The organism is Spongiactinospora sp. 9N601 (assembly GCF_044326295.1).
Taxonomy (GTDB): Bacteria; Actinomycetota; Actinomycetes; order Streptosporangiales; family Streptosporangiaceae; genus Spongiactinospora; species Spongiactinospora gelatinilytica.
In genome coordinates, this window is the sequence record NZ_JBIRBB010000003.1 from 429,473 (window position 1) to 452,548 (window position 23,076).

Consider the following 23,076-nt stretch of genomic DNA (forward strand, 5'->3'; position numbering starts at 1 on the left):
CGCCAGGGGGAAACGGCTGCTGCCGGGTTTGAGGGGATCAGGCGGCACTGATGCCGGCGCTTGCGGCACGGCGCATGCGACGACGACGCTCGGACGCGCGCTCGTCCTCGTTGAGTCCGCCCCAGGTGCCGTACTTTTCCGGGCGAGACAGCGCGTAGTCGAGACACTCCACGCGGACGGGGCACTGGGCGCAGATGGCCTTGGCCTTGCGCTCTCGAATGTCACGCTCGGGCTGACGCTCGCCGTCAGGGCCGAAGAAAAGTACGAGGTCCTCACCCCGGCACGCGGCGTCGTCCTGCCAGCCCCAGCTTGGTCGCGGGCGGGCGATCTGCCGACGTACCTGAGACATGAGACAACCACCTTATAGTGAGAGGTATTTCGGGTTTCTGCCGCATTGGACGCTTATGGCGTCTCTGAGTCAACGCGTTGCGTGCCCGTGGTGTTCCCGACGGTCAGGTCAGAGCAGGCGTGGCATAGCGCACAGGCGTCAGCCTGTCCAGCGACACCAGCCGGTAGGTCGTGATCGTCTCGGCGCAAGCCGTACCGCACGGTGTTGGGAACACCATCGGTTCGACCACAACCCGGAACCGTGCGTCGCCATGGCGCATTACCGCCGTGGTGACGTCACCGTCCGACCGTGAGGATTCCACGGCCACTCCGCCGACGGAGAGCTCGCCCGTGTGGTCACGCACGAAGTGCTCGGCGGCCTGCAGTGGCTCAGGGATGCCCGCGCGTCCCCGGAAACGATCGAGAACCACCTCGCCGTGCCGGTACGCGTTTGCCGCCGCGAGCGCGGCAGCCTCAGACATGTTGCCGTAGTAAAGCCCGTGTGGCAAGCACACCAGGTTGGCGGCGTATCGATCGCCGCCAACGTGTGACGTTTCCCACACTCTCCCCGGGAGGCTTTCCCCGAGATATCGCGCGAGAGGCAGACCTATGCGGGCACAACACGCATTGCGCTTGGCGTGCGTGCAGACCAGAAATACCGGCTCGCTCACCAGTATGCAGGACTCCGGGACCACTCCGCGCACCAGCGAGTCCAGGTCAAGATCGTCTGGATCAGCGAAAACGCCTTCGGCCAGCCAAGGGGTGTCCCCGGTGGAGTGCGCCAATAGCACATGGACGCCCTGGCGTGTCGAGCGGGTCCGCTTTCCGGGTCTGCGGATGAGCTGGGGGCGTACGCCCGCCGCCGAGGCCCGCGCGATGAGAGCGGCGACCTCGTCGGGGACCCGGCACTCGGGCAGCCGCGCCGCCCAGGGCCCGTCGTGCTCTATCAGGAGCCAGCTTCGCGCGCCCACCGTGGCGCTCGCGAGCGTGGGCACATCGCCGGTGTGGCACCCGCGCGGATGCGAGCAGCCTTTCGGTGCGGCTTCGGGCTCCGGACTGACCGGCACGAGACCCCCTTCTCGGATTTGCTTAGGTAACCCTAACCTAACCATGGGGTCATCGCGTACCCGGGGTGACACTCCGGACGTACGTCGGGATTGCCTAAAGAACCCTTATCAGGACATGGCGGCCAAGGCGGCCGGAAGGGCGGCCTCCCGGTCGGACGGGACGAGCCCCACACGGGTCCTGCGGTCGAGCAGGTCCGCCGCGTCGAGCGCGCCCTCGTGCCGGGCGCCCCAGGCGAACTCGGCCGCGATGACCCCCGGCCCGACCGGCTCGGCCAGCGCCGGATCGGCCTCCGCCAGCGCCTGCACGGCCTGCGCCTCCGCCCCGTACCGCTCCACGAGCCGCCAGGGCCCCCGCACGGCCCCCGAAGCCGCGCCCACGAGTGAGAGGCGCGCGGTGGGGCTCGGGCCCGCCTGTAGCGATCTCAGGGCCACCGCGCGGTCCACGGCGTCCTCCGCCATCCGGCGATACGTCGTGAGCTTGCCGCCGATCACCGTGACGATCCCCTCGGGCGAGGTCAGCACCGCGTGCCGCCGCGAGAGGTCGGCCGTGCGCCCGTCCCCCGCCAGCAAGGGCCGCAGCCCCGCGTACGTCCCCGCCACCTGCGAACGCCCGATCGGCTCGGCGAGCACCGAGTTGAGCACGTCGAGCAGGAACGTCACGTCGGACTCCGGGGCCTCGGGCACGTCCGGCACCGGGCCCTCCACCGGCTCGTCGGTGAGCCCGACGTGGACCCGTCCGTCCGGTTGCGGGAGCACGAGCGCGAACCGGCCCCGTTCGCCGGGAATCGGCACGTGCATACCGATCCGCGAATGCGGCAGCGTCCCCGGACCCAGCACCAGGTGGGTGCCCCGCGAGGGCCGCAGGCTGATGGACGGGTCCAGGGTCGCGGCCCACACGCCGGTCGCGTTGATGACCGCGCGAGCGCGGATGGTCAGCAGTCGCCCGCTCAGCTCGTCGCGGGCCACGGCCCCGTCGCCGCGCAGTTCGATCGCGCGGCAGCGGGTGAGCACGCGCGCGCCGTATCCGGCGGCGGTCCGGGCGATGGCCACCACCAGCCGGGCGTCGTCCACCACCCGGCCGTCCCAGGACAGCAGCGCGCCGCGCAGGTCGTCCGGGGCCAGGCCGGGGACGAGCCGCAGCGCGTGGGCGGCGTCGAGCCGGGAAGGGCCCGGCAGCAGCCGGCGCGGGGTCCGCGCGGCGGCCCGCATCGCGTCGCCCATCCGGTACCCGGCCATCATCGCCGCCGCCGTCCTGCGGGAGACCCGCGGCGTCAGGGGCAGCAGGTACGGCTGTGCGCGCACCAGGTGCGGGGCGGTCCTGGCGAGCAGCACCCCCCGCTCGGCCGCGCTCTCGGCGGCCACGCCCACCTGCCCCCTGGCCAGGTACCGAAGCCCCCCGTGGATCATCTTGGAGCTCCACCTGGAGGTGCCGAACGCGAGGTCGTTGGCGTCGATCGCGGCAACCGACAGGCCGCGCGCGGCGGCGTCGAGGGCGGCTCCCGCGCCGGTGGCGCCCAGCCCGACCACGAGCACGTCCACCGTCGTCTCGGCGACCTCGGCCAGCTCGCGCGTCCGCCGCGCCGCATTGAGCGACGTGCTGTGCCCGCCAGGGCTGCTCAGCCCGTTGTATCCGGACCCGTTGGGTTCCGGGCGGCTGCTGGCGCGCCGTCTGCGGGCGTACGGCATATGCCACAGTTTATGCCGTGCAACATCCGACCACCCCCGCCCGGCCGATGCTCTGGTCCGGTTGGGGCGACCCCGCCAAGGCCGCCGAGCTGCCGGAACGGGTAGGCGAGCTGCTGACCGCCCTCCTCGGCGTACGCCCGGCCGGGCCCGCCGTACCGCTCGGAGAGGTGCGCCTGCGGCCGGTCGCCCTGCCCGCGCCCGTCCTGGCCGGGCTGAGCGACATCGCCGGCCACGACCACGTCCGCTTCGACGACGAGACCCGGATCAGGCACACCCGCGGCAAGTCCACCCCGGACCTGCTGAAGATCCGCGCGGGCGACGGCTCGGACGCCCCGGACGCGGTGGTCCTGCCCGGCTCCCACGAGGAGGTCGCCGCCCTCCTGGCCTACTGCTCCGGCAACCGGATCGCGGTCGTGCCGTTCGGCGGCGGGACCTCGGTGGTCGGCGGCCTGACCGCCTCCGGGCACGGGTTCGCCGGAGTGGTCGCGCTGGACCTGTCCCGGATGAACCGCCTGCTGGCCCTGGACGCCACCTCGATGATCGCCGACCTGGAGCCGGGTGTCCGGGCCGCCGACGCCGAGCGGATGCTCGCCGGGCACGGCCTCACCCTGGGCCACTTCCCGCAGTCCTACGAGTACGCGACCCTCGGCGGGTTCGCCGCCGCGCGCTCCAGCGGCCAGGCGTCGGCGGGCTATGGCCGCTTCGACGACATGGTCATGGGCATGACCGTCGCGACCCCCGGCGGGACGCTTCGCCTGGGCCGCGCCCCGCGCTCCGCCGCCGGGCCGGACCTGCGCCAGCTCGTGCTCGGCTCGGAGGGCGCGTTCGGCGTCATCACCTCCCTGCGCCTGCGGGTGCGGCGGGCTCCCGCCGAGAAGGTCCACGAGGGCTGGCGGTTCGCCTCCTTCGCCGAGGGCGCGGCGGCGCTGCGCCACCTGGCCCAGCGCGGGCCGCTGCCCACGGTGCTGCGGCTCTCCGACGAGACCGAGACGATGGCGGGTCAGGCCGCGTCGGAGGTGACCGGGGGCCCGGAGGCCGAGGGCGGCTGCCTGGCCATCGCGGGCTACGAGGGCACGGCCGAGGACGTGCGGACGGTACGCGAGCGGGTCTCCGCCGTCCTGCCCGGACTCGGCGGAGTGCCGCTGGGGGAGGGGCCGGGGGAGTCGTGGGCGGCGGGCAGGTTCGCCGCGCCGTACCTGCGCGACTCCCTGCTCGGCGCCGGCGCGACCGCCGAGACGCTGGAGACCGCCGCCTTCTGGTCGGCCCTGCCGGGCCTCTATCAGGAGGTACGGCAGGCGCTCCAGGACCGGCTCGGCTCTCCCCTGATCATGTGCCACATCTCCCATGTGTACGAGACCGGCGCCTCCCTGTACTTCACCGTCGTCACCGCCCAGGCCGATGACCCCGTCGCGCAGTGGGAACGCGCCAAGGAGGCCGCCTGCCAGGCCATCGGGCGGGCCGGCGGAACCATCTCCCACCACCACGGCGTCGGCCGGGACCACCGGCGGGCGTACGCGGAGGAGATCGGCGAACTGGGCGTCGCGGTGATCCGCGCTGTGAAGGACCGTCTGGACCCTGCGGGAGTGCTCAATCCAGGCGTTCTGATCACATGATGATCTCCGCCCATTCCTCACAAACGTCATAATCGACGGTCAACCGCAATAAGATCGACCGCTGTGACGGCGTACGGCATTCCCCCGGTGGCCGGTCTCGGACCGGGCGATCCGGCCCAGCTCGGTCCATATCGCCTCGCGGGGCGGCTGGGCATGGGCGGCATGGGAACGGTGTATCTGGCCGAGGGCCCGCAGGGGCCGGTGGCGTTGAAGATGATCAACCCCAACCTGGCCAGGGACCGCGAGTTCGTCATGCGCTTCCAGCGCGAGGTGGCCGCGGCCCGCAAGGTCCGCAGGTTCTGCACCGCGCCGGTACTGGACGCCCGGCTGGAGGGCGAGCCGTTGTGGCTGGTCACCGAGTACGTCGCCGGGCCCGACCTCTCCCGGGTGCTGCGCAACGGCGGCCCGCTCGCCGGGTCCAACGTCGAGGCCCTGGCGGTCGGCGTGGCGACCGCGCTCAGCGCCATCCACGGCGCGGGGGTCGTCCACCGGGACCTGAAACCGGCCAACGTCCTGTTGTCCCCGCTCGGCCCGCGGGTGATCGACTTCGGCATCGCCCGCGCGCTGGACGCCGGGATCGGGCAGACCGCGACGGGGCGGCTCCTCGGCACGCCGGAGTACATGGCCCCCGAACTGGTCTCCGGCCACAAGGCCGGGCCGCCCGCCGACATCTTCGCCTGGGGCTGCGTGGTGGTCGCGGCGGCCACCGGGCGGTCGCCGTTCGCCTCCAAGACCGTGCCGGAGGCGCTGTACCGGGTCTCGCACGACACGCCCTCCCTGGACGCCATCGACCCTGCGCTGCGCGGGCCGGTGGAGGCCGCGCTGAGCAAGGACCCGGCGGCCCGGCCCACCGCCGACCAGTTGATCGCGGCGCTGACCGGGCGTTCGCACGCCGACACGGCCGACCTGGCCGGCGGCCTGCGTCTGGACCTCAGCTCGGTGGGGACGCCGCCGACATCCCTCGCCGGTAACGGCCAGGGCACCCCGCCGCCCGCCGCCAAGGACAGGCCGGCCGGAGGACGGCGGCGGCTCCTGCTCGCCGCAGCGGCCGGCGCGACCGCCGTGGGACTGGCCGTGGGCGGGGTCGCCCTGGCCAGGAGCCTGCCGTCCGGGCCTCCGCCGGCCTCCGAGGTGGTCTATCGGGAGGCGTTCGGCAAGGACGACTCCGGCTGGCGGGACGACTCCAGCGGCGTCACCGGCGGAAGGGGCTACACCGGCGACGGGCGCTACACCATGCTCAGCGACTCCAGCGAGCGCGACAAGTGGGCGCCGGCTCCGGTCAACGCCGAGGTGCCCGACGAGGTGCTGGTCTCCGCCAAGATCAACATCACCGAGGCGGACACCTCCGGCTGGGCCGGCCTGTACTGCGAGTACTCCGCGAGCGACAAGCCGGAGAGCTACTTCTACTACACCTTCTACGTGCGCAAGGAGGGTCAGGCCAGGATCGCCAAGACCACCGGCGCCCTGGTCACGGACCTGACGCCCGACATACAGGTGCCCGGCTACAAGCAGGGGACGGAACTGCGCGCACTGTGCTCGCGCGGCGAGGGCCAGATCCGCCTCTCCCTGTGGGCCGGCGAGACCCGGCTCGCCGACCTGACCGACACCGACGTCGCCCGCGCGACCGGACGCCCGAAGTTCGGCCTCGGCATCAGCCATTCGGAGTTCGGCGACACGTCCACCCGCGCGTATTTCGACGATTTCGTCATCAGCCGCCTTTCCTGACCGCCGGGTTGCCAATTGCTCACCAACCGCGACGTTCCCGCACGCGGAGGTAATCCAAGAGTCAAAATATGGTCATGGTCGAAGTGGCGGCGGAGCGAGGGAAACAGGCGTCATCACGGGTCTCCGAGGCGGGGGCGGGGTGGGATTGCGCGGAGGTCGGCACTTACCGGGCACTTCGCCCTGATCGGGATGGTTTCTCCTGGTTCAACCCGCGCACCCTGTGGCGTTCCCGCAACGAGGTGCTGGCCGGGCTGTTCGGCGATCCCTCCGGCAAGGTGCGGGTCCGATGGATGCGGGCGCAGCGCGCGCGGGGGGCCGACCCGGAGTGCCGGATCGACCGCGCGGACGGGCCGCGCTTCTCCTTCCTGCTGCTGGGCGATCCCGGTGAGGGCGACGCGTCGCAGTACGCCACCGTGCCCGGCATCCTCAAGATCGGCCAGGACACCGACTTCGCGGTGATCGCCAGCGACGTGATCTACCCGGCCGGGGCGGCCAACGAATATCCCGACAAGTTCTATCGGCCGTACAAGGACTACAAGGCCCCGATATACGCGATTCCCGGTAATCACGACTGGTACGACGGGCTCGGCGGCTTCATGCGGGTCTTCTGCGAGGCGCCGCCGCTCAAGGTCCAGGAGGAAGGGTTCAGCCTCTCGCCGGGAGGGCTGCGCGGGCTGCTCTGGTCCAAGCCCGAGCCGATCGACGAAAAGCTCCTCGAACGCGCGAGGGAGATGCGCCCGCTCCCCGAGCAGCAGGCCGTGCAGCCGGGCCCCTACTGGTTCATGGAGAGCGACAACCTGGTCATCGTCGGCATCGACACCGGCATCGAGGGGACCCTCGACCGCGAGCAGGGCGAGTGGCTGCGCCGGATCTCGGCGGGCCCTAAGCCCAAGCTGCTGATCACCGGCAAGCCGATCTACTCCCGCAACCAGCACAAACCCTGCCCGATCGAGGGCGGCGGCACGGTCGATGACCTGGTCCGCGACCCGGCCAACCGCTATGTGGCCGCGATCGGCGGCGACATCCACAACTACCAGCGCTACCCGGTCACGGTGGACGGCAGGGTGATCCAGTACATCGTGGCGGGCGGTTCGGGCGCGTTCACCCACGCCACGCACACCATCAGGAAGGTCACCGTGGGCGGCGTGGCCGAGCGCGACTTCCGCTGCTACCCGCTGCGCGGCGACTCGCTGTCCTTCTACAGCGGCCTGTACAGCAAGCGGCTGCGGATGAAGTGGCTGTACCTACGGCCCGCCGAGGCGGCGTGCATCATGCGTGAGCAGATCGGCAACGACCCGGTGCGGCCGGTGACCGAGGAGGTCCGCATCACCAGCCGGATGCGCTGGGCGGCGCGGTTCCTCGGCGCCTGGCCGATGCCGTTACGCCTGCCGGTGGGCCGCGTGTTCCACCGCTGGCTGTCGGAGTTGTCCGACTGGGACACCCCGCCCTTCTTCAAGAGCTTCCTGCACATCTCGGTCACCCCCGCGGAGCTGCGCATCCGCTGCTTCGCCGCGACCGGCTGCCTCGCCCAGGAGATCGACCCCCCGCTCGAAGACGAGGTCCGCATCCCCCTTACCTGAACATGGGCCGGGCGTGTGCCTGAATTGTCGGACTCACCTGGCAGGCTTGCGGTGTGCACATAGCGGTGGCCGCCGGTCCGGGCGGCACGGGCGTGCTCCGGCCGGGCGGCCCGGTGCCCGACCTGGGGGAGGCCGTCCGTGCGGCCGAGCGCGCCCATGCGCGCGAGCCGGGCGGCGGCGCGGGGCCCTGGGGGGAGTCGCCGCGCTGGGTGTGGGCCGACGCCCGGCAGATCTACCCCGCGCTGCTCGCCAAGGGGGTGCGCCCCGCCCGCTGCCACGACATCGCGCTCACCGAGTCGCTGCTGCTGGCCTACGCGGGCCGGTACGGCGAGCCCAGGTCGGCCGCCGCGGCCTACGCCAGGCTGCACGGCCTGCCGGTGCCCGAAGACCGCGAGGCGGCCGAGCCCGCCCAGGCGGCGCTGTTCGACACCGAGCCCCCCGCCCCGCCCGCCGAGGAGATCGACGTCGTCACCGACGTGTACGACGACCAGATCCGGCGCATCGCCGCGACCGCCGACCCGCGCCGGTTCCGGCTGCTGGTCGCCGCCGAGTCGGCGGGCGCGCTGGTCGCCGCGGAGATGGGCCACGACGGCATGCCCTGGCGGCGCGACGTCCACGACGAGCTGCTGACCGAGATGCTCGGCCCGCGTCCCGCCCACGGCATGCGCCCGGCCCGGCTCCAGGCCCTCGCCGACCAGATCGGCGCGGCCTTCGGGCGGCCGGTCAACCCCGACTCCCCGCAGCAGATCCTCAAGGCGTTCAAGTCGGCCGGCATCAGCGTCCCCTCGACCCGCTCCCACGTGCTCAAACAGGTCGAGCACCCGGGCGTGGCCCCGCTGCTCGCCTACAAGGAGCTGGCCCGCCTGCACAGCTTCCACGGCTGGGCGTGGGCCGACCAATGGGTGCGCGACGGCCGGTTCCGGCCGGAGTACGTGGCGGGCGGCGTGGTCTCGGGCCGCTGGGCGACCAGCGGGGGAGGGGCCCTGCAGATCCCCAAGGTCATGCGCCGCGTGGTCGTCGCCGACGACGGATGGAAGCTGGTGGTGGCCGACGCCGCGCAGCTCGAACCGCGGGTCCTCGCCGCGATGGCCGGTGACCGCGGGCTGGCCAGGGCGGCCGGCGAGATCGACCTGTACGCCGCGCTGGCCCAGGCGTTCGGCGGGCAGCGCGACCACGCCAAGATCGCCATGCTGTCCGCGATGTACGGCGGCACCAGCGGCGACGCCCCCAAGCTGCTCGCGGTGATGCGCCAGCGGTTCCCGATGGCCTACGCGTTCGTCGAGGACGCCGCCCGCGCGGGCGAGGAGGGCAGGCTGGTGCGGTCCTGGCTGGGCCGCACCTCCCCGCCGCCCTCGCCGCGCTGGCGGGAGCTGGTGCTCGGCCCCGAGGGGGCCAGGGCCGCGCGCGACCGGGGCCGGTTCACCCGCAACTTCGTGGTGCAGGCCACGGCCGCCGAGTGGGCCCTGGTGCTGATCGCGGTGCTGCGCGGCAGGCTGGCAGCCCCCGCGCGGCTGGTGTTCTTCCAGCACGACGAGGTCATGGTGCACTGCCCGGCCGGGCAGGCCGATGAGGTGGTCGGCGCGGTCGGCGAGGCCGCCCGCGAGGCGAGCCGGCTGTTGTTCGGCGACACCCCGGTCCGCTTCCCCATGCACGCGGTCGCGGTCAACCGGTACGCGGACGCGAAGTGAGCGTCCCGGCCAGCGGGGCGGCGCACAGCGTCACCATGATCCCGGTGGCCACCGCCAGCGCGCCGAAGGACAGGCCGCCCACGATCGCGCCCGCCAGCACCGTGCCGGCCGCGCCGCAGATGTTCATCAGCAGGTCCGAGAGCCCCTGTACGGCGGGCCGCCGCTCGATCGGCACCGACTCGGTGAGCAGCGCGGAACCGGCCACCAGCCCGCACGACCACCCCACGCCCAGCAGGACGAGCCCGGCGGTGATCTGGGCGACGCCGTGTTCGCCCGCGCTGCCGGACAGCGCCGCGGCGGCCAGCAGCACGCCCATGCCGATCAGCAGGACGGCGGGCCTGCCGATCCGGTCGGCGAGCCAGCCGACCAGCGGCGACAGCGCGTACATCCCGGCGATGTGCAGGCTGATCACCAGCCCGATCACCGAGATCCCGGCGCCGCCGTGGTCCAGGTGCACCGGCGTCATGGACATGATCGACACCATCGCGGTGTGCGTGACCGCGATGGCGGCCAGCGCCCTCCGGGCCGCGGCGCTCGCGCGGATGGCCTGCCAGGCCGCGCGCATCGTGCGTTCGCGGCCCTCGGTGGGGGCGGCCGGGCCTGTGGCGGTGGCCAGGCGGCGGGCCAGCAGCAGCGGGTCGGGGCGCAGGCCGAGCGAGACGACCGCCAGCGAGATCGCGAAGACCGCCGCAGCCAGCAGGAACGGTCCAGCCCACGGGTGCAGGCCGAGCGGCGGCCCGAACGCCTCGGCAGGTTCGGCCAGGTTGGGGCCGAGGACCGAGCCGATCGTGGCCGACCAGACCACCAGGGACAGGTGCCTGGCCGCGTGCCCGGGAGGCGACAGGTCGGTGGCGGAGTAGCGGGCCGCGAGGTTCCCCGCGCTGCCGCCGCCCATGAGCACCAGCCCGCACAGCAGCCCCGGCCAGGAGGAGGCGGCGATGGCCGCGACCGCGACCAGGCAGCCGGCGACGGCGCTGCCGTAGGCCAGGGCGAGTCCGCGCCTGCGGCCCCCCGCGCTCGCGGCCTTGGCGGCCGGCAGGGCCAGCAGTGCCGCGCCGAGTACGCCGGCGGTCCCGGCCAGGCCGCTGATCGGTTCCGAACCGGACAGCTTGTAGACGACCCAGGCGCTCAGGCTGAGCCCGAGGGCCACCCCGATGCCGCCGACGATCTGCGCGGCCACCAGCACCAGGAGGGTCCGGCGCTGGGCGGCGCGGATCGACGGTGAGGTGAACGATTCGGCGGGGCCCGCCACCAGAGCCGAATCGGTGGGTTTCTCGGGGTTTGTCGGTTTTGCTGCCACCAGTGCAGTGTGCCAGCAGCCCGGCCTCGGAAGGTCAGTCCTCCGGCCCGAACGTGCCGAAGAAGGTCTGCCGGATCTCCGCGCTGTCGTCCCAGCGCATGTCGGGCATGGAGAAGGTGATCCGGTAGGCCCGCTCGGCGCCCACCGACACGTACCGCACCAGCGTGTGCATCGGCACCCCGTTGGACAGCGTGTGCGTGTACTCCCACTCGGCGGCCTTCCACGCCCCGTAGGTGACGCCTTGCAGCCGTACCTGGATGTAGTCGGTGAACTCGGTGGACTCCCGCGCCTTGCGCAGCGCGGCCATCCCGCCGTCCGCGGCGGGGGCGGCCTTTTCCACGGTCACCGTCTGCTCGGTGTCGTCAGGGGCGGCGAAGGTCACCCGGCCGCCCTTGGCCGAGACCCGCCAGTCCCGCGGCACAGCCGCGGCCACGCCGCCCTTCTCGCGCAGCGAGAAGCCCTTGGGCACCTCCTTGGCGCCCACGACGACGTTGGTCGGGGACTGTGCGGTCGGGACGGGCGGGGCGGCCTGCTCGCCGGGCGCGGCGCCGGACCGCACGAGCGCCACGGCCACCACGACCACGGCGGCCAGGCCCGCTCCGGCGATCAGCAGCCGCCCGCGCGTCCCCGGCCGCCGTTCGACCCTGCCGGGGTTGCGGGCCGGGGGGCGCTCGCCGCCGTCGTGCCGTCCCTTGGGGGCGGGCCGGCGGGCCTGCCCGCCGCCGCGCAGGTCGTGTCCCCCGGACGGCCCGCCGAAGTCGGCGGCCAGGGGCTGGGAGGGGCTGGCCAGCGAGTCGTAGCCGGTGCGGTGCGACCCGGACGGGCCGCCGAACTCCGGAGGCAGCGGCTGGGACGGGCTGGCCAGTGAGTCATAGCCGGTGCGGTGCGGGCCGGAGGGGCCGCCCAGACCGGCATGGCCGCCCGAGGGCCCGCCGAAGGCGTCCGGCTCCGCGCCGGCCGGCTCGGGGGCGCCGCTGAAGCCCGTCACCGGGTCGTAGGGCACGCGGACCGGCCCCGAGGGCGTCTCGATGATCCGCGAGGGCATCGGTCCCGACGGCGGGTCCAGCGGCGGCAGCAGATGCGCGGGCGGGGCGGCCTCGTAGGACGGCGGGCCCGCCGCGTTCCGGTACGCGCGTCCGGCGGACCCGTGGCCGCGCAGCACCTGTTCCAGGATGTCCGACACCTGCGACGCCGACAGCCGTGCCGCCGGGTCCTTGCGCAACAGTCCCTCGATCAGCGGCAGCAGCTCACCCGCCCGCTCCGGGCGGGTCGGCTCCTCGGTCAGCACCGCGCCGAGCACCGCCACCGCGTCCGGCCCCTCGTACGGCGGGCGTCCCTCCACCGCCGCGTACATCGTCGCGCCGAACGACCACAGGTCGGCCGCCTGCGTGATCGCCAGGCCGCGCAACCGCTCCGGCGGGATGTAGGCGGGCGAGCCCATCAGCAGCCCGGTCTGCGTTACCGACACGTCGCCCTCGATGGCGGCGATGCCGAAGTCGGTCAGCACCACCCGGTCGGCGGTCAGCAGCACGTTGCCCGGTTTGACGTCGCGGTGCAGAATCCCGGCGTCGTGCGCGTGGCGCAGCGCGTCGAGCACCCGGATGCCGATCTCGGCGGCCTGGCCCACCGGCAGCGGCCCGGTCTCCCGCACGGCCTGCTCCAGCGACCAGGCGCGGACCAGTTCCATCACGATCCAGGGCCGTCCGTCGTCCTCGACCACGTCGTGGACGGTCACGATGCCCGGGTGGCTGAGCCGGGCGGCCGAGCGCGCCTCGCGGATCATCCGGCGGTGCGCGACCTGCTTGCCCGCGTGGTCGAGCCCGAAGGGCAGGATCAGTTCCTTGACCGCCACCGGCCGGTCCAGCAGCACGTCATGGGCCTGCCAGACGACCCCCATGCCGCCCCGGCCGACCGGCGACCCGAGGCGGTAGCGCCTCCCCACCAGCCGGCCCTGACCTTCGGCGAGACCCCCGCCGTCACCGCCTCGCGGCGTGGAGGGGAGATCGCCCAGCGTGCGATCGGTCATACCAGGCCCCTGTGTCCCGGAACCAAATGAAAACGCTCGTGCCCGGCGGCATCAGCGCCACATCGGCCCTCTGCTGATTCCAATGATTTGTGAATAATGCGTGGCTCGACACGCTATCGGGATGCTAATAGGCGATGCCACCCACTGTGACGGCAAACCGCTAAATGTCCGTTGAGCTGGGGTGACGGGGGTACGTCCCGCTGTCAGCGGCTCCCGGGGCCCGGTACGGCCTCGGCGAGCGCCGCTAGCGCGGCGGCGAACGCCGACGGGGGCGGTACGGCCAGGCCCGCGCCCACCTGCCCGACTCCCGCGCCCTTCCCGGCGATGCCGGTGTGGATCAGGGGCGGCAGCCCGGTGCGCGCCACCAGCGCCACGTCGATCTGGTAGGCGGGGTGCTCGGTGAGCGTGATCTCGTACATCGACCGGGTGGCCGCGGTCGCGTCCGCCCCCTCGCCACCGGCGAAGCGCACGATCGCCGGGGCGGCCGTCGCGAACCCGCCGAGCCCGGCGGCCTCGGCGGCGTCGCCGCAGCTCGTCCTGATCGCGATGAGCAGGTCGCAGGAGCGCGCGCGGGGCGGCTCGAAGGCCAGTTCGGCGGCGAGCCCGAGGTTGAGGTCGGTGGCCATCGCCACGATGGCGGCCTCCGCCCCCGGCACCGCGCCGACGCTCACGCCCCGGCCGGCCCCCGCACGGCCGCGAGGCCCACCCGCAGGCCCCACGCGAGGTCGGCGCCGGAGGTGTGGCCGAGCGACAGCAGCCGGGCCAGGGCGGGTTCGAGGGCCTGGCGTCCGCACATGCCGCGCAGTACCGCGACGACCTCGGCGCTCCCCTCGCCCCTGGCGGCGCAGTGCAGCAAGGTCGCCGAGATCGGCGTGGTACGGGTGCGCGCGTCGAAGGTGACGGCGGCGGCCAGCCAGCCGGCCGTCCACACGGCCCGCGCGGCGCCGCTCGCGCCGCCCAGCCCGCGCAGCGCCACCAGCAGCCCGGCCAGCATGTCATCGCCGCTCGGCGTGAGGCCTGGACCGAGCCCGACCAGGTGCTCGGCCGCGGTGATCATCCGGATCAGGGAGCCGCTGGCGCATCCGTCGGCCAGCAGGGTGGCCGCGCCGGTGTCCTCAAGGCCGGGGCGGCGCGGGCTGCGCGCGCAGGCCACGGCCATGATCTCCGCGGCCCGCGCCAGCGCGGCGGGATCGACCGGGCCGAGCGGCGGCGCCGGGTTCCACCAGCGGCGGGGACGCAGGACGCACCCGCCGAGCTCGATCGCGCCCTCGCCGACCATGGCGTCGTCACCGGCGGCGACGCCGGGCAGCGGGTCGCCGAGCACCACGCTGTTGGGCAGCCGGACCCCGTCACCGGTCACCAGGGCGACCACGCGCGGCTCCAGGTCGGCCCGGATCTCCAGGTAGACCCCGGTGGGAAAGGCGGCGAGGACCCGCGCCGGGCGGCGCGGCGCCTCGAAGACAGGCCGGAGCGCGCTGCTGGCGGCGCCGGAGATGTGCGCCGGGGGCTGACCCGTGCGGATCGGCCCCCTCCGCGCTCTCGGGCGCGTTCCAACGGTCACCGGACCTCCCTGATCTGCCGGACGGCCCGCGTCGAGCGGGTACCAGGATGCTCCCCCCGAGCGTGACCTTTGAACCCGACGGTAGCCCGACGGTAGATCGTGCGCTTCCGGCGCCCGTACGGAGAAAGCTGCCCAACAGTCGGCTCGATGGTTGGCTCTTCCTGACAGAGGAACCATCGGTCAAAATTCCCTCATGAGACCCCCTGGGCGCCTGGCGAGCACCGGCACGATCATCCATGGCGTGTCGGTCAGGGAGGTGCTCGGCGTCTCCAGCCTGACCGGCGCGCGGCTGATCGCCGGAGAGTCCGGGCTGGGCCGGATCGTGCAGCGGCTCAACGTGATGGAGGTCCCCGACATCCTGGCCTGGGTCAAGCCGCACGAGCTGCTGCTCACCACCGGCTACCCGCTGCGCCACACCCCGCAGTCGCTCGGCCGCCTGGTCGCCGACCTCGACGAGCGCGGCCTGGCCGCGATGGCCATCAAGCTGGGCCGCTATGTGGAGGTGCTGCCCGAGGAGATGGTCGAGCAGGCCGACCGGCTGGGGTTCCCGCTGATCCAGTTGCCGGACGACGTCGGGTTCGACGACATCCTCAACCAGGTGCTCACCGACATCCTGAACCGGCAGGCCGCCGTGCTGGCCAGGGCCGGGGAGGCGCATCGCGCACTGGTCGCGGTGGTGCTGGCCGGGGGAGGGCTGCGCGAGGTCAGCGCGGAGGTGGCCGGGCTGCTCGACGTGGCGGTGGCCACGCTCGACGGCACTGGGCAGGTCCTCGCCGCCGCCGGGCCCGAGGAGCATGTGGCCGCGTTGCGCCGGTTCGCGGCCGAGGGCGGCCCGCCGCCCGCCCCGGGCCCGGCGGGGCGGGCGATCGCCGCCGTCCCGGTCATGGCGGGCGGCCACCACCACGGCCGGATGGTCGCCTACAGCCCGGCGGGCACGATCCAGGACAGCGACGTCGGCATCCTGGAGAGCGCCGCCACGGTCGCCGCCCTGGTGGTGACCAGGCAGGAGGCGGTCAACGCGGTGGAGAGCAAGTACCGTGCCGACTTCCTGCGCGACGTGCTGACCGGCCGGGCCGGTACGGCGGAGCGGGTCGCCGCCAGGGCCCAGGCGTTCGGCTGGGACCTCGCCCGGCCGGTGATCGTCATGGTCGCCGAGCTGGACCCCGAGGGCGACGAGCGCACCGCCCAGGACCGCCTGGTGGCCTCCTGGACCGCCGCCATGCGCAGGCACGACCCCAAGGGCGCGGTGGCCGGCTTCTCCCACGAGGTGGTCGCCGTCGTGGACGCCTCCGCCGAGACGGCCCGCGTCGCCAAGGACGCCGCCGCCGCGTTCGCCGACAGCCCGCCCGCCACCTTCTCCACCGGCACCAGCCGTACCGCGGCGGGCCCCGACGCGCTGCCCGAGGCGTACAACCAGGCGCTCAAGGCCGCCAGGGTCGGCCGCCAGTTGCACGGCCCCGGCGCGGTCGCCCACTTCGACCAGCTCGGCGTCTACCGGCTGTTGTCCCTGGTCAGCGACACCGAGGAGCTGCACGCCTTCGTCCGCGAGACGCTCGGCCCGCTGGCCGGCGACGCCGACCCGGAGAACGCCGACCTGCGCCGCACGCTTCAGGTCCTGCTGGACACCAACCTGAACGTGGCCGAGACCGCGCGGCGGCTGCACTTCCACTACAACACCCTGCGCTACCGGATCGGCAAGCTGGAACGCATCCTGGGCGCATTCACCGGCGACGCCCACCTGCGGCTCAATCTGACCCTCGCGCTGCACGTGCTGCGCATGCGCGGCATCTGAGCGGGTCCGCCGGGGGCCGTATCCTGGCCGGGTGAACGAGACCTTCGAGCTGGAGACCGACTACATCCCGCTGTGCGACCTGCTCAAGGTGTGCGGCGTCACCGACACCGGCGGGGCGGCCAAGCACCTGGTCGCCGAGGGCGAGGTCATGGTCGACGGCGAGGTGGAGCTCCGCAAGGCCCGCAAGATCCGCGTTGGGCACACCGTCACCGGCGAAGGCTTCCAGATCCGCGTCGTGGCGGCCACCTGACAGCGCCGATCACCGGCCGTCTTCCGCGATGGAAGATCATCCCATTGAAAGATCGTGGCCGGGGGACGGGGGACCGCGCCGCGACGTGGGTACTGGAGGGAGCGTGAAGCCACCTCCATTCGCGTACCGCGCGCCGCGCGAGGTCGGGCAGGCGCTCGCCGACCTCGCCGCGGCGGGCGAGGACGGCAAGGTCCTGGCCGGCGGGCAGAGCCTGATCCCGCTGCTGAACATGCGCCTCGCCGCCCCCGGCACGGTCGTCGACATCAACCGCGTCGCCGGGCTGGACACCCTGACGGCCGGGCCGGACGGGGTGCGCGTCGGCGCGCTCACCCGGCAGGCGCGCGTGGAGCGTTCCGAGGAGGCCGCCGCCGTCCAGCCGCTGCTGCGCCAGGCGCTGCGGCTCGTCGCCCACCCGGTGATCCGCAACCGGGGCACGGTGGTGGGCAGCCTGGTCCACGCCGACCCGGCCGCCGAGCTGCCCGCGGTGCTGGCGGTGCTGGACGGGTCGGTACGGCTGGCGAGCGTGGCGGACGGCGAGCGCGACGTGCCCGCCCGGGAGTTCTTCACCGGCCCGCTGGAGGTGGCCGCCGGGCCCGGCGACCTCGCGGTCTCCGCGTTCTTCCCGGCCCTGCCGCCGCGCACCGGCACCGCCTTCCTCGAGGTGTCGCGGCGGCACGGCGACTTCGCGCTGGCCGGGGTGGCCGCGGTGGTCACCATGCGCGCCGACCTCGGGCTGGAGGAGGCCAGGGTGGCGTGCGCGGGGGTCGGCCCGGTCCCGGTCGTCGTCGATGTCACGGCGGAGGCGGGCGCGGGCGACCGGGCGGCGGCGGCGCACACCGTACGCGAGCGGATCGAGCCCGAAGACGACGTCCACGCCAGCGCCGCCTACCGGCGGCACCTGATCGGGGTCCTCACCGAGCGGGCGCTGGCCGAGGCGTCGAGGAGGGCGGCCGATGCCTGACCGGGACGGCCCGGACACCTCCCCGCCTGCCGCATCGCCGATCGAGTCGTCGGTCCGGCCCTCTGCCGCATCGCCCACCGCCCCGTCGGTCCGGCCGTCCGCCGAGCCGCTGGCCCGGTCGTCTGCCGCCCCGTCTGTCCCGCCGGGCGCATCGCTCGTTGAGTCGTCGGGTCGGCCGTCTGGTGGCCTGTCTGGTGAGCCGGTGTCCCGGTCGTCTGCCGCATCGCCCGCGGGGCCGCATGGCCGGTTGCTCGTCACGCTGACGGTCAACGGGGTCCGGCGTGCGGCCAGTGTGCCGCCTCGCCGGCTGCTGTCGGACTTCCTGCGCCATGACCTCGCCCTGACCGGCACCCATGTCGGCTGCGAGCACGGCGTGTGCGGCTGCTGCACGGTACTCCTGGACGGCGAGCCGGTCCGTTCCTGCCTGACCTTCGCGGTCACGGTGGACGGCCGCGAGGTCACCACGGTCGAAGGGCTCGCCCGCGCGGACGGCGAGATGTCGCCGGTGCAGCGGGCCTTCGCCGAGTGCCACGCCCTGCAGTGCGGCTTTTGCACCCCCGGCTTCCTGTGCGCGGTGACCGCCCTGCTGCGGGATGAGCCCGCGCCCAGCGAACGGCAGGTCCGCGAGGGCATCTCCGGCAACCTGTGCCGTTGCACCGGCTACCAGAACATCGTCAAGGCCGTCCACCGCGCGGCCGACCTGATCGCGGAGGAGTCGTGACCGCCAAGCTGTTCGGCGAGCCGGTCGGCCGGCGAGAGGACCCGCGGCTGCTCACCGGGCGCGGGCGTTACCTCGACGATCTCGGCTCCGGCGCGCTGGCCGCGGCGTTCGTGCGCTCGCCGCACGCGCACGCGCGCATCCGCGACATCGACGTGTCCGGCGCGCTCGACGTCGAGGGCCTGGTGGCCGTCTACACCTTCGAGGACCTGCCGCCCCGGATCGCCGAGCCGCTGCCGCTGCTGATCCCGCACCCGGCGCTCGCGCACGGGCGCACGGCCCGCCCGCTGGCCAAGGACGTGGTCAGGCACGTGGGGGAACCGGTGGCGATGGTGGTGGCCGACGACCGCTACCTGGCCGAGGACGCCTGCGCCCTGATCCGCGTGGACTACGAGCCGCGCGAGCCGGTGGTGGACGTGGAGCAGGCGGCCGAGGGCGGCCCTGCCGTACACGAGGACGTGCCCGGCAACGTGGCGGCGCACCTGGTTCAGGAGGTGCCGTCGGCGGCCGGGGTGCCGGCCCGGCAGGTGATCGAGTCCGCGCCGTACACCCTCGCCTTCCGGCTGGACATCGAGCGCAGCGCGCCGATGCCGCTGGAGGGCCGCGGCGTGCTCGCCCGCTGGGACCTCGACGACCGCTCGCTGCGCGTCTACTCCAGCACGCAGACCTCGACCGGCGTGCGCATGGCCATCGCGGCCCGGCTGGGCCTGCCGCTGCCGTCGGTGGAGGTGATCGCCCCCGACGTGGGCGGCGGCTTCGGCGTCAAGCTCGTGCATCCGTGGCCGGAGGAGGTACTGGTCCCCTGGGCGGCGATGGTGCTCGGCCGGGAGGTCAAGTGGGCCGAGGACCGCCGCGAGCACTTCGTCGCCTCCTCGCACGAGCGCGGGCAGGCGCAGTTCGTGCGGGTGGGGTTCGACGGCGAGGGCCGGGTGCTCGGCCTGGACGTCACGATCCTGCACGACCACGGCGCCTACACCCCCTACGGCATCATCGTGCCGATCGTCACCTCCACCCAACTGCTCGGCCCCTACCGGATCGGGGCCTACCGGGTGGAGTTCTCCTCCGTCTACACCAACACTGTGCAGGTCACCCCCTACCGGGGCGCGGGCCGCCCGCAGGGCGTGTTCTGCATGGAGCGCACGATGGACCGCATCGCCGCCTACCTGGACCTGGACCGTACGGCGGTGCGCGCGGCCAACCTCATCCAGCCCGGCGAGTTCCCCTACGACCAGCGCATGACCTTCCAGGACGGCCGCCCGCTGATCTACGACAGCGGCGACTACCCCGAGTCGCTGCGGATGATCAAGGAGCTGATCGGCTGGGACTCCTTCGCCGAGTACCGGGAGGCGGTCGCCGCCGCCGGACGCCGGGTCGGCATCGGCATCGGCTGCTACGTGGAGGGCACCGGCGTCGGGCCGTACGAGGGCGGCCACGTGCAGGTCACCCCCGACGGGCGGGTGCACGTCTCGACCGGGCTGACCTCACAGGGCCAGGGGCATGAGACGGTGTTCGCGCAGATCGCCGCGGGCGAGCTGGGCGTGCCGCTGGACCGGGTCTCGGTGGTGACCGGCGACACCCGCAGGCTCGGCTACGCGACCGGCACCTTCGCCTCGCGGGCGGCGGTGGTCAGCGGCAGCGCCATCGCGCTCGCCTGCCGCAAGGTCCGCGAGAAGGCGCTGCGCATCGCGGCCGAGGCACTGGAGGCCGACCCCGCCGACCTGGTGCTGGAGGACGGCGTGATCCGCGTCGCCGGGTCGCCCGGCGCGGCGATCGAGCTGGCCACGGTCGCGACGCTGGCCAACCCGCTGCGCTACGCGTTCGACGCGGAGGCGGCCAGGGCCACCCAGTTCGCCGCGCCGGGCGACCCGGACCGGCCGCCGATCGCCGAGGGCGAGGAGCCGGGGCTGGAGGGCCGCGCGTACTACTCGCCGCTGCGCTCGACGTTCGCCTCGGGGATGCACGCGGCGATCGTGGAGACCGACCCGGACACGGCGGAGATCAAGATCCTGCGTTACGCGGTGGTCCACGACTGCGGGCGGCTGATCAACCCGATGATCGTGGAGGGGCAGATCCACGGCGGGGTGGCGCAGGGCGTCGGCGGCGCGCTGTACGAGCGGATGGCCTACGACTCCCACGGTCAGCTCCGCAACGCCTCGTTCATGGACTTCCTGATGCCCTACGCCACCGAGATCCCGCACATCGAGACCGCCCACCTGGAGACCCCCTCCCCCCTCAACCCGCTGGGCGTCAAGGGCGCGGGGGAGGCGGGGGTGATCCCGGTGGCGGCGGTCATCGCCGGAGCCGTGGAGGACGCCGAGGGCATCGTGATCGACCGGATGCCGCTGTCACCGTCGGATTTGTTCCGGCTGCGCGAGGAGGCCGCCCGGCGGCGGTGAGTCAGCCGACCTTGGACAGCGGGGCGCTGGCGACGCGCTTGCGGAACACCCAGTACGTCCAGCCCTGGTACCCCAGCACGAACGGCAGCGCGATCAGCCCGATCCAGGTCAGCACGCCCAGCGTGTACGGGGCCGAGGCGGCCTCGGCGACCGTGAGCCCGGGCAGCGGCTCGGGCCACAGCGCCCCGAACAGCGCCGCCGTGCCGAGCGCGATCGCCCCCGCGGTCGCCGTGAACGCCCAGCCCTCCCGGCGCCGCCAGGCGAACGCCACCGCCGAGGCGAGGGCGGCCATCGCGGCCAGCGCGACCGCCCACAGCAGCGGGGAGCCGCCCGCGGGGATCGCGGAGAGGGCGACCACGCCGGTGGGGACGGCGGCCAGGGAGGCGGTCAGCGCGGCCCGCCGGGCGCGCCGACGTACCGGGCCCTCGGTCCGCAGCGCGAGGAACACCGCGCCGTGCAGCAGGCTGAGGGCCAGCGTGAACACCCCGCCGAGGAGGGCGGCGAAGCCGCTGTCCGCCAGCACGGCGGCGAAGATCGCGCCCCACAGGAACGCCGGCAGCCCGCTGCCCGCGAAGATGGCCGCGTCGCACCAGGACCGCTCACGGGCCGTGGCGACCTTCCCGCGCCACTCCAGCGCGACGCCGCGCACGATCAGCCCGGCCAGCACGAGCAGCACCGGCAGGTAGAAGCCGCTGAACAGGCCCGCGTACCAGGCGGGGAACGCGGCGAACATGGCGCCGACCGCGGTGATCAGCCACACCTCGTTGCCGTCCCACACCGGGCCGATGGTGGTGAGCACCTGCCGGCGCTCGGCCTCGCCGCGGGAAAGCACGGGCGCGAGCATCCCCACGCCGAAGTCGAAGCCCTCAAGGACGAAGTAGCCGGTCCACAGGAAGGCGATGATGACGAACCAGACGGTGGTGAGATCCATGCGTGCCCCTGATCAGTACATGAGGGTGGGCTGGAGGGCGGGGGAGTCGTCGCCGTCGCCCTGGCCCGGCCGTACGGCGGGCTCCTCCTGCGGGCCCGCCTTGACATAGCGGGCCAGCAGCGCGAACTCGGCGACGGCGAGCACGCCGTACAGGGCGGTGAAGACCGCCAGCGAGACGGCGACCTCGGTCAGGCTGACGCCGGGCGACACGCTGGCCGCGGTGAGCAGTTCGCCGGCGACGGTCCACGGCTGCCTGCCGATCTCGCTCAGCAGCCAGCCGGCGATCACCGCCAGCGTGGGCAGCGGCAGGGCGAGCAGGCAGAGGCGGGCGAACCAGGCGGGCAGCGGCCGTTCGCCGCCGCGCCTGCGCCTGCGGGTGAGCCACAGGCCGAGCAGCGAGAGCCCCACCGTGGACATGCCGAACACGATCATGACCCGGAAGGACCAGAAGACGACGGGAATGTTCGGCTGGTAGTCGCCGGGCCCGAACTCGGCGGCGAAGCGGCGCTGGATGTCGTCGGTGCCCTGGATCACCGCGCCGGGGTCGTTCGTGGCCAGGATGCTGAGCAGGCCGGGGATCTCCACGCCGGGCACGACGGAGAACGGCGCGCCGCTCTCGTCGTGGCGCAGCCCTTCGGCGGCGGCCAGCTTCATCGGCTGCTGCTCGTGCAGCAGCTTGGCCGACATGTCGCCGGTGCCGGCCACCACGGCCCCGGCCACCGCCGTCATGACCAGCGCGGCGCGCAGGCCGCTGCGCCAGGTCCGGGCGTCGGCGCCGCCGCCCGCCCGGCGTTCGCGCAGGATGCGGTAGCCGCTGACGGCGATCACGAAGCCGCCCGCCACCACGAACGCCGCCGCCACCACGTGCGGGACCTGCGCGACGGCCGTGGAGTTGGTGAGCACCGCCCACAGGTCGGTCATCCGGGCCTTGCCGTCCACGACGGTGTAGCCGACCGGGTGCTTCATCCAGGCGTTGGCGGCGAGGATGAAGTACGCCGACAGGTTGGAGCCGATCGCCGCCGCCCAGATGGTGGCCAGGTGGACGCGCTTGGGCAACCGGTCCCAGCCGAAGATCCACAATCCCAGGAACGTCGACTCAAGGAAGAACGCCAGCAGTGCCTCCATCGCCAGCGGGGCGCCGAAGACGTCGCCGACGAACGTGGAGTACTCACTCCAGTTCATCCCGAACTGGAACTCCTGCACGATGCCGGTGACCACGCCCATGGCGAAGTTGATCAGAAACAGCTTCCCGAAGAACTTGGTCAGCGTGAGGTAGTGCGCTTTGCCCGTGCGGTGCCAGGCCGTCTGGAGACCGGCCACGAAGACGCCCAGGCCGATGGTCAGCGGTACGAACAGAAAGTGGTACACGGTGGTGATTCCGAACTGCCACCGGGCGAGGTCCAGGGCTTCCAATCTTCCCCCTCACGAACGAAGCTCTACAAGCTGTAGTTCTAC

The 23,076-nt window shown here is 73.5% G+C and carries 18 protein-coding genes; 9 read left to right on the forward strand and 9 right to left on the reverse strand.

Annotated features, from left to right (window positions below):
* Positions 1 to 37: 37 nt before the first annotated feature.
* The 3 genes from ACH34R_RS08935 to ACH34R_RS08945 form a co-directional block, all read right to left on the reverse strand.
* Positions 38 to 349 (reverse strand): WhiB family transcriptional regulator, encoded by a 312-nt coding sequence (locus ACH34R_RS08935; protein ID WP_111171958.1) that lies wholly within the window; start codon positions 347 to 349, stop codon positions 38 to 40.
* Positions 350 to 452: 103 nt separating this feature from the next.
* On the reverse strand, positions 453 to 1,394 hold the full coding sequence (locus ACH34R_RS08940; RefSeq protein WP_397560803.1) for a sucrase ferredoxin: 942 nt from the start codon (positions 1,392 to 1,394) through the stop codon (positions 453 to 455).
* A gap of 108 nt (positions 1,395 to 1,502) precedes the next feature.
* Complete coding sequence (locus ACH34R_RS08945) at positions 1,503 to 3,080, reverse strand: glycerol-3-phosphate dehydrogenase/oxidase (protein ID WP_397560804.1); 1,578 nt, start codon at positions 3,078 to 3,080, stop codon at positions 1,503 to 1,505.
* Positions 3,081 to 3,127: 47 nt separating this feature from the next.
* Here ACH34R_RS08945 and ACH34R_RS08950 point away from each other — a divergent pair, with 47 nt between their 5' ends.
* The 4 genes from ACH34R_RS08950 to ACH34R_RS08965 all read left to right on the forward strand — a co-directional run bounded on the left by ACH34R_RS08950 (position 3,128) and on the right by ACH34R_RS08965 (position 9,686).
* On the forward strand, positions 3,128 to 4,693 hold the full coding sequence (locus tag ACH34R_RS08950; protein WP_397561029.1) for an FAD-binding oxidoreductase: 1,566 nt from the start codon (positions 3,128 to 3,130) through the stop codon (positions 4,691 to 4,693).
* A gap of 63 nt (positions 4,694 to 4,756) precedes the next feature.
* Positions 4,757 to 6,418 (forward strand): serine/threonine-protein kinase, encoded by a 1,662-nt coding sequence (locus ACH34R_RS08955; protein WP_397560805.1) that lies wholly within the window; start codon positions 4,757 to 4,759, stop codon positions 6,416 to 6,418.
* A gap of 74 nt (positions 6,419 to 6,492) precedes the next feature.
* Positions 6,493 to 7,998: a metallophosphoesterase family protein gene (locus ACH34R_RS08960; RefSeq protein ID WP_397560806.1), complete on the forward strand. Its 1,506-nt coding sequence runs from the start codon at positions 6,493 to 6,495 to the stop codon at positions 7,996 to 7,998.
* Between the two features lie 53 nt (positions 7,999 to 8,051).
* Positions 8,052 to 9,686, forward strand: coding sequence for a bifunctional 3'-5' exonuclease/DNA polymerase (locus ACH34R_RS08965; RefSeq protein WP_397560807.1), 1,635 nt, complete (start codon positions 8,052 to 8,054; stop codon positions 9,684 to 9,686).
* On the opposite strand, the gene ACH34R_RS08970 is transcribed toward ACH34R_RS08965, so the two are convergent.
* The 4 genes from ACH34R_RS08970 to ACH34R_RS08985 form a co-directional block, all read right to left on the reverse strand.
* Positions 9,661 to 10,986 (reverse strand): MFS transporter, encoded by a 1,326-nt coding sequence (locus tag ACH34R_RS08970; RefSeq protein WP_397560808.1) that lies wholly within the window; start codon positions 10,984 to 10,986, stop codon positions 9,661 to 9,663. The genes ACH34R_RS08965 and ACH34R_RS08970 overlap by 26 nt on opposite strands.
* 34 nt (positions 10,987 to 11,020) lie before the next feature.
* On the reverse strand, positions 11,021 to 13,012 hold the full coding sequence (locus ACH34R_RS08975; RefSeq protein ID WP_397560809.1) for a protein kinase: 1,992 nt from the start codon (positions 13,010 to 13,012) through the stop codon (positions 11,021 to 11,023).
* Positions 13,013 to 13,215: 203 nt separating this feature from the next.
* Positions 13,216 to 13,683, reverse strand: coding sequence for a hypothetical protein (locus ACH34R_RS08980; protein ID WP_397560810.1), 468 nt, complete (start codon positions 13,681 to 13,683; stop codon positions 13,216 to 13,218).
* Positions 13,680 to 14,573, reverse strand: coding sequence for a DUF2877 domain-containing protein (locus ACH34R_RS08985; RefSeq protein WP_397560811.1), 894 nt, complete (start codon positions 14,571 to 14,573; stop codon positions 13,680 to 13,682). The genes ACH34R_RS08980 and ACH34R_RS08985 overlap by 4 nt, the downstream gene beginning before the upstream one ends.
* Positions 14,574 to 14,766: 193 nt before the next feature.
* On the opposite strand from ACH34R_RS08985, the gene ACH34R_RS08990 reads away from it, so the two are divergent.
* The 5 genes from ACH34R_RS08990 to cutA all read left to right on the forward strand — a co-directional run bounded on the left by ACH34R_RS08990 (position 14,767) and on the right by cutA (position 20,690).
* Complete coding sequence (locus ACH34R_RS08990; RefSeq protein WP_397560812.1) at positions 14,767 to 16,365, forward strand: PucR family transcriptional regulator; 1,599 nt, start codon at positions 14,767 to 14,769, stop codon at positions 16,363 to 16,365.
* A 31-nt stretch (positions 16,366 to 16,396) separates the two neighbouring features.
* Positions 16,397 to 16,615 (forward strand): RNA-binding S4 domain-containing protein, encoded by a 219-nt coding sequence (locus ACH34R_RS08995; protein ID WP_111167366.1) that lies wholly within the window; start codon positions 16,397 to 16,399, stop codon positions 16,613 to 16,615.
* Positions 16,616 to 16,718: 103 nt separating this feature from the next.
* A complete protein-coding gene (locus ACH34R_RS09000) occupies positions 16,719 to 17,576 on the forward strand; it encodes an FAD binding domain-containing protein (RefSeq protein ID WP_397560813.1) in 858 nt (285 codons plus the stop codon).
* A gap of 247 nt (positions 17,577 to 17,823) precedes the next feature.
* Complete coding sequence (locus ACH34R_RS09005) at positions 17,824 to 18,297, forward strand: (2Fe-2S)-binding protein (RefSeq protein WP_397560814.1); 474 nt, start codon at positions 17,824 to 17,826, stop codon at positions 18,295 to 18,297.
* Positions 18,294 to 20,690 carry an aerobic carbon-monoxide dehydrogenase large subunit gene (gene cutA / locus ACH34R_RS09010; RefSeq protein ID WP_397560815.1) on the forward strand — a complete coding sequence of 799 codons (2,397 nt, stop codon included), beginning with the start codon at positions 18,294 to 18,296 and terminating at the stop codon, positions 20,688 to 20,690. The genes ACH34R_RS09005 and cutA overlap by 4 nt, the downstream gene beginning before the upstream one ends.
* Before the next feature lies 1 nt (position 20,691).
* Here cutA and cydB read toward each other — a convergent pair whose 3' ends face one another.
* Positions 20,692 to 21,621: a cytochrome d ubiquinol oxidase subunit II gene (cydB, locus tag ACH34R_RS09015; protein WP_397560816.1), complete on the reverse strand. Its 930-nt coding sequence runs from the start codon at positions 21,619 to 21,621 to the stop codon at positions 20,692 to 20,694.
* A gap of 12 nt (positions 21,622 to 21,633) precedes the next feature.
* Entirely contained in the window at positions 21,634 to 23,034 is a 1,401-nt protein-coding gene (locus tag ACH34R_RS09020) for a cytochrome ubiquinol oxidase subunit I (protein ID WP_397560817.1), read from the reverse strand.
* Between the last annotated feature and the right edge of the window lie 42 nt (positions 23,035 to 23,076).